The organism is Bradyrhizobium sp. Tv2a-2 (assembly GCF_000472425.1).
Lineage (GTDB): Bacteria > Pseudomonadota > Alphaproteobacteria > Rhizobiales > Xanthobacteraceae > Bradyrhizobium.
Map to the genome: position 1 here is coordinate 24,295 of NZ_AXAI01000021.1, position 17,179 is coordinate 41,473.

Below are 17,179 nucleotides of genomic sequence, written 5' to 3' on the forward strand. Positions count from 1 at the left end.
GCCTCCTCAAGCCGGGTATTGAAGCGGCACGCGCTCGCGGGTGTATTCCAAAAGAGCCGTGCGAAAGGCGGCGACCGCCTCCTCGAGCCGGGTGGTACCGCTCTCTCGCTGGCCCAGCGCCAAGAGCGCACCGCCGAGGTTGTTCTGGGTCTCGGCCCAATCGAGCGGCCCGCGCTCGCGGGTTCTTTCCGTAAGCGCCGCGCGATAGGCAGCAACCGCCTCCTTGAGCCGGGTGGTGCCGCTCTCCCGCTCGCCTAGCCTCGAGAGCGCGTTGCCGAGGTTGTTCTGGGTCATGGCCCAATCGAGCGGCCCGCGCTCGCGGGTTCTTTCCGTAAGTGCCGCGCGACAGGCGGCAACCGCCTCCTCGAGCCGGATGTTACCACTCTCTCGCTCGCCCAGCGCCTGGAGCGCAACGCCCAGATCATTCTGCGTCATCCCGCGTTGCCGAGCGTCTTGCGCGGCAACAAGCCCAAGGCGAGCGATCTCAATCGCGATCAGGAGATCGAAATTGATCCCCTTTTGGTGGCCGCGCTCATAGAATGTGAGCATCCGCTCACGTATTGCGGCGAAGCGAGCGGACGCGTCGTCCGGCTTTTCTAGTGCCGCGATCCTTGCCACCCTCGCGGCAGCTGCCACCGCGTCGCGGCGCAATATGTCCTGTCCCAGTCCCGCTTCAAGAAGGGCGATGCCGCTGCGGATAGAGGTTGCGCGGCGCTCGGCCTCTGCGTGCTCCCATTCGGTAAAGCCCTCGTCGGCTTCCTCCGCCGCACCATCAATGTCTCCCGCTCCAGTCTTTGCGGCTATGCGGGCGAGAACGGTATCGACTAGGTCGCCGAGGTTACTGCCGTGCTCGCCCTTCTTCCTGGCGTGGACGGCGATGCCGACGGCTGCAGTCAGTTCCAAGACGGCCTGATCAAGATCGAGCGCCTCGTCCGGCTTCAATCGTCGCGCCAACTCAAAGATCGCTCGCCTCTCGACCCCGGCCTCAGCCGCGCGCGCGCTCTCGCCACGAGCATCCAGAATAGCGAGCATCTTCTCTACAACCGCATCGGCCACCGGCTTCGGCCGCTGAATCGGTCGTAGGATGAAGTCTCGCAAAAGGACGTATATGTCCTTCGTCCGATCGATTGGCTTGCAAATGCCGCGATGATCCGTGTCGATAGGCACCACGCGAGCATTCGCGAGCCCAGGGTCGGCGCTGTCTGGCGGCACAATCATACCAAAAATTACAGTGGGCTTAGCTTCCGCAAGGATCAGATGGGCTACGCCGCGCGCATTTGCCCATTCGCGATACCAACTGTTCAGGTCGCGCAAGTTCGGATCATTGCGCACTAGTGATGCGGTTGCCGCCGAAGGCCGCACCATGATGCGCAACCGATCTCCCCAACTCGCCAAGTCCGATCCCGCGTGTGGGGTACCAAGAAACGCGACCTTCTCGACGCGCTTGATCAAAGCGTCCGCGCGAATGTCGTTTTGTGCTTTGCTATCCGCGCTCCGCAACAGCTGTTTGACCATAAGTCCCCCCAGACTGTGCCCAATGAAAATCAATGGTCCGTGCGCGAGTGCCGGCTCGGCGAGGAGCCTCTCAACAATGTTCGACGCCTGGTCCGTCAAGTGCATCGCCATTCCGCTGAAGCGCGAGACCGGAGCGCTGTAGCTAACTACGTAAATGTCCAGTCCGGGATTTTCGTTCGCCAGCCAGAGAGGCCAAAATGTCTCGTCGGCGTTCCAGAGTTTTTGGGCAGTGCTAGACCGCCATGTGTCATAGTGGTGACCACCGAGCCCATGCACCAATAGGACGCTGCTACTCGGGTCTCCATCAGGGCCAGCAATCTTGAAAAGGTCTGACATCGCCTGTCCCAGTGCTGCGAGCAGGTTGTAGGGTAGCACTTATGCAAGGTGTTGGCGACGCCCTCTGGCGGTCGAGCAGGCTGCGCGCAACAGCAAAGGTGAAACCTCCAAACACTAGAGCGCTCGCTTGGAAGTAGAGCGTCGACCTTGTTAGATTGCGTTGCCAAGGGCAATCTAGATGTTTGCTCGTTGGACAGTCGGCCTAGAGGGCTTGCCGTCGGCTACGTCGGAAGCATCCTTTCGGCACGCAGGAGAGATCAGATGCCCAAGCTCGCAATCGTCGCCACAATTGAAGTCGCGCCGGGGCGGAGGGATGAGTTCTTGCCCCTACTCGCAACGCATCGGACTCGCTGCCTAAAGGACGAACCAGGAACCCTGCAGTTCGAAGCTTTGGTTCCGCGCGATGATGAGACGAAGGTGCTGCTCTATGAAGTTTATCAAGACGACACAGCGTTCGACGTGCATTTCAACGGAGCATCCATCACACTCTTGCGGAAAGAGGCTGCTGGAATGATAGTGAAAATTCAGGGCACGAGGTGCAATCTCTCTGAATGAGCGTGGCTGCGTACAGTGGCCAACAAGGTAAAAATATCAAATGTTGGAGCGCCCGGCAGTTGCGCGCCTTACTCCTCTTCTGGACCGGCGACGACCCACCGCGGAAATGATCAAAGTTTGGACCGTTCGCTCGGGAGTAGAGCTTCAACCTTGGTCCGCTTTCGCCATCTCGGACGTGACGCGGACGCCCGCGAGGCGGTGGCCCGTCTCCTCGAAGTTGATCCCGCAGTCCCGGCCGCTCGGTCAATCCGGCGTCAAATTGTAGTCGCAGCGGAGGGCCTGCTGGACATATATCGCTGCCCGAGCCGCTGTATTTGGATCGGCAGCGCCGGCAGATAACACGCACATCGACCAGTTACTTTCTGCACGGTCATTAGTGACGCGATTTATTGCGATGCTCGCTACGCTCGAACAACCGGGGCGTTGTCGAATTTCTTCCAATGCCCGCCACCGCAAATCTTGCATCGAAAGCAGGGTCTTCGCCATTTGCGGCACTACTTCGACGCGTTGGCGATTTTGTGCTCCAAGTGGCCGGTCTCATGATCGCGGCGGAGCTGGCTCATCGACGTTTCGTTCAGCTGAAGCAGAACCTCACTCAACTTCTCGGTTTCAGGATAACCGGCTGCGAAGCCTTGCCCGTAAACCTTGCGCAACGTGCGGATGAGGGTGTTTCCGTGCTTGCGGCTGATTTCGCCATCCTTGTTGCGGGAGCGATTGTCGAGACCTGCCTTGCTCATGCTGCTCTCCACGGTGCTCGAAGCCGACAGCATCCTCCCCTTGGGGTCCGGTAGCAACTAGGCATAATCACGCGGTGCTGCGATGGCCGCTGCTTGCCGGGCCAATTGCTGCGGCGCGTGGGTCTCTTGATGGCCCATAACGACGAAAACCAGCGTTCGTCTACATGTCGGCTGTCGGGGTAAAAGCGGACCTAGCTTAAACAAGCCACCACTTCCGAGTCTGACCCATCAGCGATGAGCCATATTACTGAGCAATTGCACAATTTGAGCCTCTTCCATAGCGCCCGGTTGAGTCGATACGATGCCGTTTCTTGAGCCTCGGGGGGGTAATGAAGCAGGGCAAAAGGGCAGACGGCAGACCGCCTAAGGCAGGTGGGCGAAAGGCGACAGCGCCAAAGCGCCCGAGTGCGCCAAAGGCCGCGCGTTCCAACACATCAGCCGCGGCATGCGAAGAAACGGAGGTCGCGCGGCTCAGGCGCGAGCGGGACGAGGCGGTCGAGCGGCAGGCCGCGACTTCCGATATCCTGCGTGTGATCAGTCAATCGCCGTCCGACGTGCAGCCGGCCTTCAACGTCATCGTGCTAACCGCGGTGCGGCTGACGGGATGCGACCTGGCGTTCTTCCTTCGTTGCGATGGAGCGACCTACTCGCCGATGGCGAGGGCTACGCCGGAAGGGCTGCAGACCGACGCCAGACCTTCGCAGCCCATCGATCCCGTCGCCAACTTTCCATCGCGGGCAATCATCGGGAAAAAGACGCTCCATTTGCCGGACTGGTCATTGGTCGATCCTCCCGCATACGAGCGTTGGGTCGGTGAGACCTTCGGCATCGTATCGTCGCTATACCTGCCATTATTGCGCGCCGGGGAGTGCATCGGTCTCCTGGTGCTGGCGGGCAAGCGCACCAACATCTTCGGTGACCGCGAAATCGCCTTGGCCGAATCCTTCCGCGATCAGGCTCTGATCGCAATCGAGAACGCGCGGCTGTTCAAAGAGACGAAGGAGGCGCTGGAGCGGCAGACCGCGACATCGAACGTGTTGCGCGTCATCGGCAATTTGCCTGGCGATTTGCAACCGGTGTTCGACGCTATGTTAGAAAACGCCACGCAAATCTGCGCGGCAAAATGCGGAATCCTGTATCGATGCTCGGGAGATGCCCTTCGGACCGTCGCGATGCATGGTACGCCAAGGGCTTTTGTTGAAGAGCGACAGCGCAATCCAATAGTCAGACCGAATTCAGACACCACGCTTGGACGCGCGCTGTCGACCAAACAGCCGGTTCAAATTGCGGACATATTGGCAGAAATCAAGGATTTGGACGATCGCGCAGCGGAACTCCCAAACCTCGCTGGCGCCCGGACTGTTCTTGCAGTCCCGATGGTCAAAGGAAACGAGCTGTTAGGAGCTATCCTGATCTACCGTCAAGAAGTGCGCCCCTTTACCGATAAGCAAATCGAGCTTGTGGAGAATTTTGCTGCACAGTCCGTAATCGCCATAGAGAATACCCGCTTGCTAAACGAGCTGCGTGAGTCCTTGCAGCAACAGACCGCCACTGCCGACGTGCTCAAGGTCATTAGCCGCTCGGCGTTCGATCTGCCGACCGTGCTGCAAACTCTTGTCGAATCGGCGGCACGGCTGTGCGATGCCGATACGGCGCAGATCACACGCCAACGGGATGGCGCGTTGTTTCGGGCCGAGGCCTACGGCTTCCCAGAGGCGTTTATCGAGTACACCAGAACCATTCCCGTCCAGCCTGAAATAGGCTCGGCCATGGGACGCGCCTTGCTTTATGGCACGGCCTGTCATGTACCCGACGTGCTTGCCGATCCGGACTACACGTTTATGGAGGCACGCCGGTTGGCCGACTATCGTGCCGTGCTGGCCGTTCCCATGTTGCGTGACGGCGCCCCGATTGGCATCATTATCATGACGCGTAAGGAGCCGCGCCCGTTTACGGAAAAACAGATCGAATTGGCCACGACCTATGCCGACCAGGCTGCGATTGCAATCGGTAATGTCCGCCTGTTCGACGAGGTCCAAGCTCGCACCCGCGACCTCCAGGAGTCGCTCCAACAGCAGACCGCAACCGCCGACGTGCTCAAGGTCATCAGCCGTTCATCAGTCGACCTCGGGACGGTGCTCGATACGCTCGTTGAGACGGCCGCGCGCCTGTGCCGCGCCGAACAAGCGACAATGTATCGTCGACAGGAAGAAGACAAACATTACCTAGTCGCGGCTTGGGGGATGTCGGAGGCGGCAAGGCAATTTGCGCTCGCTCATCCCCGGTCTCCGGGCCGGGGTTCGCTAACTGGCCGCGTCCTGTTGGAGCACCGAGCAGTTCACGTGCCTGATGTTTTACGGGATCCGGAATACACCTATAGCGAAGGGCAAAAGACCATGGGTTACCGCTCCTTGCTGGGCGTTCCGCTTTTGCGCGAGGACGCACTGCTCGGCGTATTCGCCATTAGCCGCACCCGGCTTGAAGCCTTCACAGACAAAGAGATCGAACTGGCCACTACCTTCGCTGATCAGGCGGTAATCGCGATTGAGAATGCGCGCCTGTTTGAGGAGTTGCGCGAGCGTCAAGCTGAGCTGCGCGTCACATTCGACAATATGGGCGACGGCGTTGCGATGTTTGGTGCCGATAAGCGGCTTGCGGCGTGGAATCGCAATTTCCAGGAGGTGCTTGATTTGCCGGACGCTATCCTCGCCGAGCGTCCGAGCTATGCCGAGCTCTTCCGCTACCTCGCCGCGCGGGGCGAGTTCGTTTCGGCCGATCTCGAGGCGGAGCTTAGTCGAAGCGTCGAAGATACGACCCGAGAAATGCGCTACGAACGCACGCGTCCCGACGGCCGGGTCGTCGAGGTGCGGCGGAACCCGGTACCGGACGGCGGCTTCGTGTTGATTTATGCCGACATCACCGAGCGCAAGCGTGCGGAGCAAGCCATTCGCGCGGCGCGAGACGCCGCTGAGTCGGCCTTGCGCGAGTTGCAGACGGCGCAAGCGAGCCTAGTTCATGCGCAGAAGATGGCAGCGCTCGGACAAGTGACTGCCGGCATCGCGCACGAGATAAAAAACCCTCTCAATTTCGTCAACAACTTTGCCAGTCTCTCGGTCGAGCTGCTGGACGAGCTGAAGGACACAGCGGCGAAGGCGGTAGGCGCCCTCGATCCCGGCAACCGGGATGAGATTGTCGAAACAATTGGCATGCTGACCGAAAATCTGCAGAAGATCGTTGAGCACGGCCGTCGCGCCGATGGCATCGTACGAAGCATGCTGCAGCACTCGCGTGGCAGCAGCGACGATCGGCAACCTACTGATCTGAACGCTCTCGCCGAAGAGGCGTTGAATCTTGCTTATCACGGAGCTCGTGCACAGGATCCGAACTTCGACATCTCGCTGGAGCACGACCTCGATCGCAATCTCGCACCGGTTGACGTCGTGCCGCAGGAGTTGACGCGCGTGCTCCTCAACCTCATAGGCAATGGCTTCTACGCCGCTAACAAGCGGAGCCGGGAGAGCGACGGAACTTACCGCCCGGCACTGAAGGTCACGACCCGCGAGTTCGGCGAAAGCGTCGAGGTCCGGGTGCGTGACAATGGCGTCGGTGTTCCCCCCGAAAACAGGGAAAAGCTGTTCCAGCCTTTCTTCACGACCAAGCCGACCGGCGAGGGCACCGGACTTGGACTGTCGATCAGCTACGAGGTCGTAACGCAACAGCACGGCGGCACTATCACTGTCGACAGCGAAGTCGGCGACTTCACCGAGTTCACGGTGCGGCTGCCCCGGCGCGGACGTATGCTGACAGAATGAGCCAAATGGGCCGCCATCCGGGCTTTCGGTGACGGGGTGATCGAGTAGCTCGACTTGTTGCGGTGCATGAGTCTGGTTGTGGCCTTTCTGCGACATCGGGCCATGTCGGCTATTCCGCCGCTGTTGAAGAGTGAGCGGACGTCAGGCGGTCAGCAGCATAATGAGTACACGGCCTTAAAAGGCGTCTTGCAGATAGCTAACGACGGCAGCATTCTGGAACCAAGAGCTCCTCGGGCCAATCGTGGCCGTAACGGCTTCCATTTTGTCCTTCTTTCAAGCTCAGCGAACATACTTAGGTATGAGTGCGGTACCCCTTCGTCTGAGGGCTTAGGCGAGTGCGACAGGCGTAAGGCTATCGCCAGCGAGTCGACGTTTGCCGGTGATACGGCGAACTCAATAACGCAGGGAGACATCTCGCGATGCCTTGGATCAATTTAACTATACGCAAGGGGGCGATGCCCAAGAGCACGCAGCACGCAGTTATGGCGAAGCTGACCGAAGTCCTCATGTGGTGGGAAAAAGTTCCCGACACCCCGCGCGCCCGCAGCATCATGAAGGGTTGGATTTACGAAGTGGCGGAAGACGCTGACTATAGCGCCGGAAGCCCAACGCACGAGAAGCCCTTCTATTTCGTCGATATCCGAATTCCGATAAATCGCCTCGACCTTTTGGCAAAACAGGGGCTGATCCGTGACTTCACGAAAGTAATCCTCGATGCGGAAAACTCTGACCGATCGCCAGAGAACGCACGACGAGTGTGGGTCGTAATCAACGAAATAAAGGCCGACGACTGGGGTATCGGCGGCCATCTGGACTGGCTCAGGGACTACACGAGCGCACTCGACGAAGTGGGTTCGTACCAAGAGCCGGTCTGATCAGGTCGGACTCGTTACTACGAAAATTCGGCAGGTCAGGAAACTGAGATGGACTATGAGGAGAAACATAAGCTCGCGCGCGCCTTCTTGTCCGTGCTCGCAAACCCGGACGAAGCGACAGCCGGTGCGGTTACGAGTCCCGATATGGTGTGGAGCTTTCCCGGATCGAGCCGGATCTCCGGAGAAGCGCACGGTTTGGAACAAATTATGAAGCGTGCTCGAACGATCGCGGAGTTTGGCGTGAAGGTCGAGATCCAGCACGCCACTTTCGACCTTGCGGGCAGGGTCTCTATGATCCTGCACAACACCGCATTTCGAAACGGCCGGAACCTAGACGAGCGTGTTTCGGCAGTCTTCACCCTCAGAGGTGACAAGATCGTGCGTCTCGACACCTATCTATCTGATGTCGCGATGGCTGAGACGTTCTTCTCCTGATCTTCTGGGTTGGCGCGTCGCATACCCGTGAACGACCGGATAGAGCGTCTTGCACCCGAGCAATTTACTCCAGAACCGACAATGACGAACCAAGATCTTACCAGAAAGAAACAAAGCACTTGTAACCGAGTTCTACGAGATCGCGTCGGATCGACGAAACGTCGAAGCCGTCGACAAATACCTCGGAGCCTACCGACAGCACAACCCGACCATCGAAGACGGCGTTGAAGGTCTCAAGAAGTATCTTCACTGGATCCAGTCAAATTTTCCGGAATCGCGGAGCACGATCCTGCGTGTAATAGGCGAGAGCGACACCGTCGTTCTGCACGTGCACCGAGTGCGGACTCCCGGAACGCGAGGCGATGCGATCGTCGATCTCTTTCGGGTGGAGAACGGTAAAATCGTCGAACACTGGGATGTAATACAACCCATCCCCGAGTACACCGCCAACGGCCACACGATGTTCTACTGACTAGGAAACCTCGCTTGGCGCTGAGGAATTGATGATGAAAATAGCTAACTATGTTCGATATATCGGGGACGCTGACAAGGTGTCTTAACTACGGCCCGCGCATCGCGCGTTCATGTCTGAATTGTTGCGGCAAAACAAGCTTGTGGCTGGCGGACCTTTCGTCGATGGCAGTGGGGCTATCTTCGTCTATGAGGTACAAGACCTCATAGAGGCGGAAAGGCTCGTTGCGGCGGATCCATACACTATGGGGGGCGCAATTTTGAGCCATGAACTCAAGCAATGGATTATAGTCTCAGCGAATACGAGCCTGTTCGAATCCTCTTCCGCCAGGCACTGAGCGTCTGCTCCGCGTCGGATGCAAGGATGGGTCGGTTCAAGATCCGCCAAACCTGCTTTTGTTGAATGGTGTCGCACCGGATTCTGCCACGACTTCCGTATCGTCAACCTCAAGCGGTTTCCCTGCTGAGGTCAACAGAGGTGGCATCTCAACTCGCGGGCCGCCGCCCTTTTCCCTGAATAAGACTTGCGCTCCTTTCGCATCAGCGAGCCAATCATCACCCCATTTCTTCAACGCAAGATAGGCGGGGAAGAATGCTTCACCCTTTTTGGTGAGATGATACTCATAGTAGCGGGCGTGATCTTCCGATCGGACGCGACGCATCAGGCCGGCATCAACGAATTTCTTCAGGCGTTTACTCAAGATATTAGATGCGACACCGATTTGATACTCGAACTCATCAAATCGTCTCGTGCCGTAATATGCTTCACGCAAGACTAGCAAAGACCAACGATCGCCAATTACTGCCATAACACGTGCGATCGAACAGGCCTTGTTGGCCGTTCGTACCCTCTGATTGCGCTTCGTCGTCGATTCAGCCATTTTACAACCGTGCCCTCCAGGCATGTGACCGTCGGGTTTCGAAAGCGGACCGCATTCGGGATGTATTGCGGATTGATGTCTATGAAGGTCGGGCCCCTTTGGCCGTTGGGTAGTAATGGTCCATTTCGTTCGCACCGGAACCGCCGTATTATGTACAGGTTTGTCACCAAAGCGAGTCCGGCCGACCAGGGCCTCAACTCGATAGACGCGCGCTGCCCAGCATGGGTGCCGCCGATCACCAATGAAAGGTGGCCTTGTCGCGCCTGCAGCGAGGTGCCACGGAGTTAAGGCATCGTGTGGTGGAGGGTGCCCACCCCAAACGTGCCTTTGATGGTGATCTGAGCGGGGAAGGGCCGACGAGCAGAGCCACGATCAGGGCAACAGCAGAAGCTCATCGAAACCTCCTTTGAACATTCGCAAAAGCCCAAAGTGGTGCGTTGTTGTCACGCAGTTTTGAGAGAACGTGTGTGCGCAGAAACGTGCACGGAAATAGTCGGGACCTCTGGGAATCAATGGAATTTCACAGGGCTTTCGGAACGGTCCGCCTGGTTACCGATCGGGCCGGAGCAGGGTTGACGCGAATTTGCACCTTCACTAGGAATGCGAGCTTGCAATATGCAAGCTCGCAAAGGAGCTTATGTCCTGCTCAACTGAACCCGGAACGACGATGGATGGAAACCGGAGTGATGTTTTTGATCTGGTTCAGGAAGGCATCATTATCCGAGACTTGGATGGCCGGATAACGGGCTGGAATGGAGCCGCGACTACGATCTATGGCTGGACCTCCCGGCAAGCCATTGGTCGATCGGTGCATGAACTCTTGCGAACCTCCGGCATCGACCCGAAGGCAGCCGAAGCGTCAGTATATCAAACTAATAGCTGGTCCGGTGACATAGAACGCAGGACCGCCGGCGGCCGCAAGATCATTGTCACGTCGAGTTGGCACGCCCAGTTCAATGCTGATGGTACACCCGGCGGGATCCTCGAAACGGCGGTCGACGTGACCTTGCAGCGGGATACTGAGGCGGCTCTTCGCCGTACCGAGCACCGGTACTCAAATTTATTTCAGGCGATGGCTGTCTCGTTTTGGGAGTTGGACTTTACGCCCGTCGGATCAATGGTTGGACGATTGCTGCGCGACGGAGTGTCAGACCTGTCGACTTACTTCGATGATCATACCGAGTTCGTCGACGCGATGATCCATGCGACACATGTCATCGACGTGAACGAAAGCAGTGTGAAGTTGTTTGGGCGGGGCGAGAAGAATGAGATGCTCAACAGCATCGATCCGTATTGGCCGCGCGAGAGTCGAACTGTGTACGCAGAGGCGGTCGTGGCAGCCGTGCAGGGAAAGCCCTATTTCGCGACCGAAACGCGCCTGACGACGCTTGATGGGCGGGAGTTGGACGTATGGTTCACGGCCTGCTTTCCGCCTGAAATGATGACCCGGGGGAAACTCCTCATCGGGATAATAGATATTTCAGCGACTAAGAAGGCCAGAAGCGATCTGGAGCGAAGCAATGAGAGGTATCACAATCTTTTCCATTTCATGCCGATCTCGCTAACCCAGCTAGACGCAACAAAACTCTTTGCGATCTTCCAGAAGCTGAAGGCGGACGGCGTTCGGGATTTGTCGAATTATATCGACGATCATCCCGAATTCATCACTCAAGCGACCGATGCGATCGAGGTTATCGAAACAAATCATCGCGCGTTGGAGTTGACGGAAGCCGACAGCGTGGAGCAAGTACTCGGGCCCATATCCTATTTTTGGACTGAGTCACCCGAGGTCATGCGCCGGGCGCTCGAGGCGAGATACAGGGGAGAGAACCGTTTCGCCTCTGAACTCAAGTTTCGAACGTTCAAGAACAATATCCGGCATGCGTACCTCGTTTCCGAATACGCAACGCCTCTCGGTCCATTAGGGGTCGGGATAAGTGCCATCGTCGACATCACGGAGCGGGTCAAGGCGCAAACAATGCTAGAGCGGCTTCGAGCGGAGTTTGCGCACGGTGCACGCGTGTCAGCTCTCGGGGAACTCGTGGCCTCGATTGCTCATGAGATCAACCAGCCATTGGGCGCCATAAGGAATAGCGGGGAAGCGTCGTTGCGCTGGCTCAGCCGGGCCGATCCGGATCTCAATGAACTACGCTGGCTTTCGAACCAAACGGTTTCCGACGCGCGGCGAGCGTCCGAAATCATTCAGCGCCTTCGAGCATTGGCTATACGGAAAGAGCCTGAGAAGAGTTCGCTCGTTCTGAACACGATCGTACGAGAAGCCTTTCTGTTCCTGGCGGCGGAGCTTCGTAACGCCGGCGTCACGACAGCCTTGGAGTTGGCCGATGCCTTGCCGGACATCAGCGGTGACCGCATATTGATCCAGCAAGTCATCGCGAATCTCGCTATCAATGCGGTCCAGGCGATGGATGGCAGAAGTACTAAGCGACTCACCGTGACGTCAGGGAAGGCTGATGGCGAATTCCTCTTCGTGGCCGTGGAGGACACGGGCACGGGAATAGATGAAGCGAACATGGAGGCGCTCTTTCAAAGCTTTTTCACGACCAAGCGGGGTGGCATGGGTATTGGCCTGCCGATTTGCCGTTCGATCGTCGAGGCGCACGGGGGGCATATCGAGGCCAGCAATCGGCGAAGCGGTGCGGGAGCACGGTTTCGCTTCACGTTGCCAGTTGCGCTTAAAAGCCGAGCATAGGGGGTCGTTCTCTTCTGTTGGTCGCTACGTCCCCGGATAGTCCCACATGTCGTCCGGCAGCCTTCCGGCATTCAGGGAAATCAAACGATCTCTGAACAGCCTAAGCGCGGGAAATGGCCGGTAAGCGACCGTACGTTCGAGGAGAAGGCCGTTCTCATCGTCTGTAAGAACCTCCAGGCTTTCGATCTCGTGTCCTTCGACGGCGCCTTGCCAGCGCAAGAACGTCGTGCGTTCGTCCATCTTGGCCTCGAAAACGTATTTACCAGGATCGTCGCGGCTTTGTGTCGAATTCGAGATCGTGACCGCGACGAGCTCGCGTCCGACGATGGGCTTGATCAGCACCGGGCTATGCATGATGACTCGTTCGTTCAGGATGACGGAAGCCTGTGCCGGCGTCATTGGACCGGCCTCACGAAGTTTGCGGAGCGGGTGCATCAGCGACTTCCTTCGTGCGGAAACAGGAACCGAAGCTGATGGTCGAGTACCAGACCGCAGCCGTAGTTGGGGAAGCGGTCCAGGATACGCTGTTTGAAATCGTTAGCAGTCGTCGACTTGTGTAACGCCTCTTCAGAGTAGTCGAGATAATCTTCCATCTCTTCGTAAAGTGTCTTGTCACCCGGTTTGCCATGACCAGGGAACACTTCGCGATAGGGCAGATCACGGTGGGCCTGGAGGCTCGCACGCCAGGTGTCGAAACGGCGCTCGCCAAGGAAGACATGAGCTCTATTGTAGACGAGATCCTGGACGATGATCTTGCCTTCGTCTGGAATTGCGATTGTCAGGGCATCCTCGGTTTCTGCCCCGCGGAGAAGACGATGCTCGACGTGCACTCCGTCGATTGTTTCATCGGAAGCTTCGATCTGATGATCGGGCTGCCGGGCGATAACGGCGACGTCGGCACCTATCTTCTCGTGCTCTTCGGAAGCGACCCGGCCACCCGCTGCAGCAATTTTTCGAGCGACATTGGGAAGGGTGAAAAGAGGAGCATTGAACTCTCCGGCCCCAAGCAAATGGTCGGGGTGATAGTGTGTCACATACACCCGCGTCAACGGCTTCTTCAGCTCCGCGGCGTAGCGGGCCACTTCCCTCGCGTAAGAGAGCCTATATTGTGTATCGACAACAAAGAGCTGCCCTGGAAACTCCATGATATGGGAGTTTACCAACCAGCCGTCTTCTGGGGCTGTGAAAGAATGAATGGCTAGTCGAGAGCCTGCGGCGACGTTCCAGATGCCCGGCATGTACAACTCCTCGTTTGGAAAGGACCGGGTCGACCTTATTGAGACGGTCCCGAACTCCAACTATACGGCCGGCATCTAGCCTCATACGATAGTATGCCGCGCGAGCTATCGATGCTTAGGATCGTCATTCGAAGCCAATTGCCTTGCTCAAGCAGCACAGCAATTCGTCGGCGTCGAAGGGTTTCTTCAGAAGGCAGACAGGGCCGGTTGCCAGCGCCTGGTCCCACACGCGTTGCTCGGTAAGTGCCGTCGTCATGATGACGGGTGCAGAATTTCCGTTGGAATCCAGCCAGCGTTTCAGGGCGATGCCCGACATGCCCGGCATCTGGATATCCACGATAATGCAACAGGGACTCTCAGCAGAGCCGGCATCGATATATTCCTCGGCTGAACGAAAGATCTTCGTGTCAAATCCAATAGAGCGTAACAGTGCCGCTAATGTCAGTAGCGCCGACTCGTCATCATCTATCACGGATATAAGTTGACCGCCCACGAGTGGAATCCTTTTGCCTGCGGTGCGACTCCATCCGCGTTGATGCCTGGCGAGGCGGGACGGTTCATCCCAGGACATCCCCCTTCGCATTCCAGAGAAACGACAGTGCTTCTTCACGACACCCGACCGGAGCGCCGCGTGGCCGAGCTGCGGCTCGTGGGGGTTCGATGGTTGAGTCTTGTGCCAAAGCGCGCTGTTCTAACATTAGACAATTGGAACTTAGCCTATACCTGAGGATGATTGCATTTGTCGGACGACGACAGAAAGTTCGTCCGTCAACGACGGGCGAACCTGGCAATCACGGGTGATGCTAATGGATATCCTGCTTGCAGAGATAGGCCGATGGGGCGTAGGCTCGGACATGACTGACGCGGCGACGATATATGTCATTGACGATGACGAGTCGATGCGGGGTGTGCTTTCAAGTCTTCTTCGTTCGGTCGGTTATCAGGCGCTCACATATCCCTCAGTGGCCGGCTTTCTGGCGGCCAAACGTTCGGACAAGCTGAGTTGCTTGCTACTCGATGTTCGTTTGCCGGGGACAAGCGGCCTTGACTTTCAGGCCCAGCTTGCGGGCCTGGATATTCACCTGCCGGTCGTTTTGATGACGGGGCACGGCGATATCCCAATGTCGGTGCGGGGCATGAAGGCCGGTGCGGTCGACTTTCTCACGAAGCCATTCCGAGATCAGGACTTGTTAGACGCCGTTTCCGCCGCACTCGAGCGCGATCGCCTCAGACGGAAAGTCGAGGCTGGTAAGAAAGACCTTCAGGACAAGTTTGACCTGCTTTCGTTGCGCGAGCAGGAGATCGTGCGCCTTGTTACTGCCGGCAAAATGAACAAGCAAGTCGCAGGGATTCTCAATCTCAGTGAGATCACTGTCAAAATACATCGCGGTTCTGCCATGCGAAAGATGGGCGCGCGTACACTCGCTGACCTCGTGAAGATGGCCGAGGCCCTTCGGCTTGGCGGCTCCAAGTAACTTAATCAAGCTCCCTAGGCGCGCGAATCCAACATCGCGAGAAGCCGCGAAGAAGTTCGAGGCTCGTCGGCATACCTTCGTATGAGGCGCAACCCATCCGTATAGTTGGCTGGGTCACGCAGCGTTGTATCGTTTTGCGAACGATGAACTCTTGCGAAAGGAACGAAACGATGCTCTCTCTCATCGAGAGAACTTCGCGGAGGTCAGTAGCTCCGCTCGCGTTGCTGGCTGTGTTCGCAGCCACATCCAGCGTTGCGGCAGCAGATTATGTCGACCCACTCTCGTCCGAAACAATCAGCGAGATCAATGGAATCTATCACAAGCTGATAGACGCAGAGAATCGCCATGACGTTGCCGAGGTGCGAACGATGGTGTGGGATTCGCCGTCGACACTGTTCGTGGCGAAGACCGCGACCGCGGCGGAGGGCAATTGGGCTGGATTCTGGGGCAAGGAAGTCGTCCTGCAGCATTTCAGCGATCTTTATTCGGGCACTTTCGTCATGGACCCCGACTATTCCAAACTGAAAACCGTCGGCCTTACTCCGGATGTCGCGGAAACATATGTTCCACTGAAAATATCGGTGGCCTATGCCGACCAAACGCCGATCCCGAAGCCCTTTCTGATGATCGTGAACTGGGTTCGTACCCCCGCGGGCTGGAAGATGGCGACGGACGTCGCTTTGCCGGTGCCCCCTCCACCGTCCGGCGCGAAGTGACAAGTCGCGAATGAATGTGAGGGGAGCGTTTCAACGATGGTTACGATATCAAATGCGCGCGTGAGGGATCGGTTGATTGGCGTCGCTGCGTGGCTCGCGGTGGTCGCAATTTCGACTCTCGTTCTCGTTCCCTCTAACGGAGTGAGAGCCGACGACCGCGAACTACCGCATAAGCGACCGCTGGACGAGACGACATTGGGCGAATTGCGGGGGCTCTACAAGAAGTTGATTGATGCTGAGAACGTCCATGATCTCGAGACCGTAAAATCAATGCTTCTCGCGTCACCCGATTCATTGTTCATCTCCAGATTGGAGCCAGTCGAAAAAGGTGAATGGGGAGGATATTGGGGCACACCATCCATCATGGAACACTTTGCTGCGCTATATAGCGGCACTTTTCCAATTGATCCGAACTTCACCGAAGAGAAGATCGTCGGACTGAGTCCCGATGTGGCCCAGACTTACACGCCGGTGCTAATCACCTCCAACTATGGTGGTCAGGCTCCAATCGGTCGCCATTTCCTGATGGTTGTTGAGTGGGTTCTGACGCCCGATGGGTGGCGCGTCGCTACGGACATCCCGATGCCAGTTCCGCCTCCACCACACATTCAGCGATGAGGTTGTCGTGTCATTCGTTAGAGTCGAAACAAGAGGGCCAATCGCGTCCGTCACACTCGATCACCCGGTCGGAAACCGCATCAATTTCGATATGAGGGAAGAGCTGCGGGATGCCTTCAACATGGTAGCTCGCAGCGAGGCTCGCGTGCTGATCGTTCGCGGCGAAGGCGCCGACTTCTGTCTTGGCGGTGACGTCAGGGATTGGCCTGGAGTGCCGGTCGCAAGTCTGCGGCCGCGGATCGAGGTTTTCGCGAAAGCGTTGGATATGCTGGAGCAGCTTCCCATTCCGACCGTCGCTGCGGTGCAGGGCACCTGCATGGGGGGCGGATTCGAGCTTGCGCTAAGCTGCGATATGATCGTCGCCGCGCGCTCGGCGCGCTTTGCGTTTACGGAGGCTCGGCTCGGAATCATGACGCTACAGGGCGGCATGATGCAGATCGCAGCGCGTGTCGGTCGCGCCAAAGCGGCGGAGCTTGTATTCCTATCCGATTTCGTCGGTGCCGAGCAGATGGCGCAGTGGAACGTCATCAACCGTGTCGTCGATGATGGCCGGCTTGATAGCGAGGTTACGGTGTTTGCGCAGCGCTTGGCCGACGGTCCGCCTGGCGCCTATGCCGGCACTAAGACAATGCTGCGCAAATGGGCGCGCGACGGCGAAAAGGAAGCGAAGGCCGCGCTCTACGGAGTATCGATGCCGCTATTTGAGACCGAAGACGTGCAAGCGGCGCTCCGGAATGCGGCGGAGGCGGTGAATGGCGGAAAGCCATTTCCCAAGGCCACCTTTAGCGGAAATTAAAGTCTTCGC

16 protein-coding genes and 1 pseudogene are annotated in these 17,179 nt (G+C 57.7%); 11 read left to right on the top strand and 6 right to left on the bottom strand.

Going from position 1 to position 17,179, the window contains the following annotated elements; all coding sequences use genetic code 11:
• Positions 1–6: 6 nt before the first annotated feature.
• Complete coding sequence (locus A3AI_RS0132770) at positions 7–1,791, bottom strand: tetratricopeptide repeat protein (RefSeq protein ID WP_245287009.1); 1,785 nt, start codon at positions 1,789–1,791, stop codon at positions 7–9.
• Between the two features lie 321 nt (positions 1,792–2,112).
• On the opposite strand from A3AI_RS0132770, the gene A3AI_RS0132775 reads away from it, so the two are divergent.
• The gene (locus tag A3AI_RS0132775; RefSeq protein WP_024519614.1) at positions 2,113–2,406 is read left to right on the top strand and encodes a putative quinol monooxygenase; all 294 of its coding nucleotides are present in this window, start codon (positions 2,113–2,115) and stop codon (positions 2,404–2,406) included.
• A gap of 494 nt (positions 2,407–2,900) precedes the next feature.
• Here the strand turns inward: A3AI_RS0132775 and A3AI_RS0132780 are convergent, their stop codons facing one another.
• Complete coding sequence (locus tag A3AI_RS0132780) at positions 2,901–3,143, bottom strand: hypothetical protein (protein ID WP_024519615.1); 243 nt, start codon at positions 3,141–3,143, stop codon at positions 2,901–2,903.
• A gap of 329 nt (positions 3,144–3,472) precedes the next feature.
• Between A3AI_RS0132780 and A3AI_RS49550 the strand changes: the two genes are divergently transcribed.
• The 5 genes and pseudogenes from A3AI_RS49550 to A3AI_RS50365 all read left to right on the top strand — a co-directional run.
• Entirely contained in the window at positions 3,473–6,955 is a 3,483-nt protein-coding gene (locus A3AI_RS49550) for a GAF domain-containing protein (RefSeq protein WP_024519616.1), read from the top strand.
• A gap of 482 nt (positions 6,956–7,437) precedes the next feature.
• Positions 7,438–7,830: a tautomerase family protein gene (locus A3AI_RS0132790; protein ID WP_198030270.1), complete on the top strand. Its 393-nt coding sequence runs from the start codon at positions 7,438–7,440 to the stop codon at positions 7,828–7,830.
• Between the two features lie 48 nt (positions 7,831–7,878).
• Positions 7,879–8,265 (top strand): nuclear transport factor 2 family protein, encoded by a 387-nt coding sequence (locus tag A3AI_RS0132795; RefSeq protein WP_024519618.1) that lies wholly within the window; start codon positions 7,879–7,881, stop codon positions 8,263–8,265.
• Between the two features lie 94 nt (positions 8,266–8,359).
• Positions 8,360–8,737, top strand: coding sequence for a nuclear transport factor 2 family protein (locus A3AI_RS46590; protein WP_084801101.1), 378 nt, complete (start codon positions 8,360–8,362; stop codon positions 8,735–8,737).
• Positions 8,738–8,837: 100 nt separating this feature from the next.
• A pseudogene (locus tag A3AI_RS50365) lies at positions 8,838–9,074 on the top strand (YciI family protein); the annotation flags it as partial.
• Between the two features lie 36 nt (positions 9,075–9,110).
• On the opposite strand, the gene A3AI_RS46595 reads toward A3AI_RS50365, so the two are convergent.
• Complete coding sequence (locus tag A3AI_RS46595; protein ID WP_245287007.1) at positions 9,111–9,617, bottom strand: winged helix-turn-helix transcriptional regulator; 507 nt, start codon at positions 9,615–9,617, stop codon at positions 9,111–9,113.
• Between the two features lie 667 nt (positions 9,618–10,284).
• On the opposite strand from A3AI_RS46595, the gene A3AI_RS45540 reads away from it, so the two are divergent.
• Positions 10,285–12,327 carry an ATP-binding protein gene (locus tag A3AI_RS45540; RefSeq protein WP_051382573.1) on the top strand — a complete coding sequence of 681 codons (2,043 nt, stop codon included), beginning with the start codon at positions 10,285–10,287 and terminating at the stop codon, positions 12,325–12,327.
• Positions 12,328–12,351: 24 nt separating this feature from the next.
• Here A3AI_RS45540 and A3AI_RS0132825 read toward each other — a convergent pair whose 3' ends face one another.
• The 3 genes from A3AI_RS0132825 to A3AI_RS0132845 form a co-directional block, all read right to left on the bottom strand.
• Complete coding sequence (locus tag A3AI_RS0132825) at positions 12,352–12,762, bottom strand: hypothetical protein (RefSeq protein WP_024519621.1); 411 nt, start codon at positions 12,760–12,762, stop codon at positions 12,352–12,354.
• The gene (locus A3AI_RS43870; protein ID WP_084801102.1) at positions 12,762–13,565 is read right to left on the bottom strand and encodes an MBL fold metallo-hydrolase; all 804 of its coding nucleotides are present in this window, start codon (positions 13,563–13,565) and stop codon (positions 12,762–12,764) included. Before A3AI_RS43870 ends, A3AI_RS0132825 begins: the two co-directional genes overlap by 1 nt.
• Positions 13,566–13,689: 124 nt before the next feature.
• On the bottom strand, positions 13,690–14,058 hold the full coding sequence (locus A3AI_RS0132845) for a response regulator (RefSeq protein ID WP_036050423.1): 369 nt from the start codon (positions 14,056–14,058) through the stop codon (positions 13,690–13,692).
• 361 nt (positions 14,059–14,419) lie between these two features.
• Between A3AI_RS0132845 and A3AI_RS0132850 the strand changes: the two genes are divergently transcribed.
• The 4 genes from A3AI_RS0132850 to A3AI_RS0132865 all read left to right on the top strand — a co-directional run bounded on the left by A3AI_RS0132850 (position 14,420) and on the right by A3AI_RS0132865 (position 17,170).
• On the top strand, positions 14,420–15,040 hold the full coding sequence (locus A3AI_RS0132850; protein WP_024519624.1) for a response regulator transcription factor: 621 nt from the start codon (positions 14,420–14,422) through the stop codon (positions 15,038–15,040).
• Between the two features lie 170 nt (positions 15,041–15,210).
• A complete protein-coding gene (locus A3AI_RS0132855; protein ID WP_063615513.1) occupies positions 15,211–15,756 on the top strand; it encodes a hypothetical protein in 546 nt (181 codons plus the stop codon).
• Positions 15,757–15,792: 36 nt separating this feature from the next.
• A complete protein-coding gene (locus A3AI_RS0132860) occupies positions 15,793–16,374 on the top strand; it encodes a nuclear transport factor 2 family protein (protein WP_024519626.1) in 582 nt (193 codons plus the stop codon).
• Positions 16,375–16,381: 7 nt separating this feature from the next.
• Positions 16,382–17,170 carry an enoyl-CoA hydratase/isomerase family protein gene (locus A3AI_RS0132865; protein WP_024519627.1) on the top strand — a complete coding sequence of 263 codons (789 nt, stop codon included), beginning with the start codon at positions 16,382–16,384 and terminating at the stop codon, positions 17,168–17,170.
• Positions 17,171–17,179: the final 9 nt, after the last annotated feature.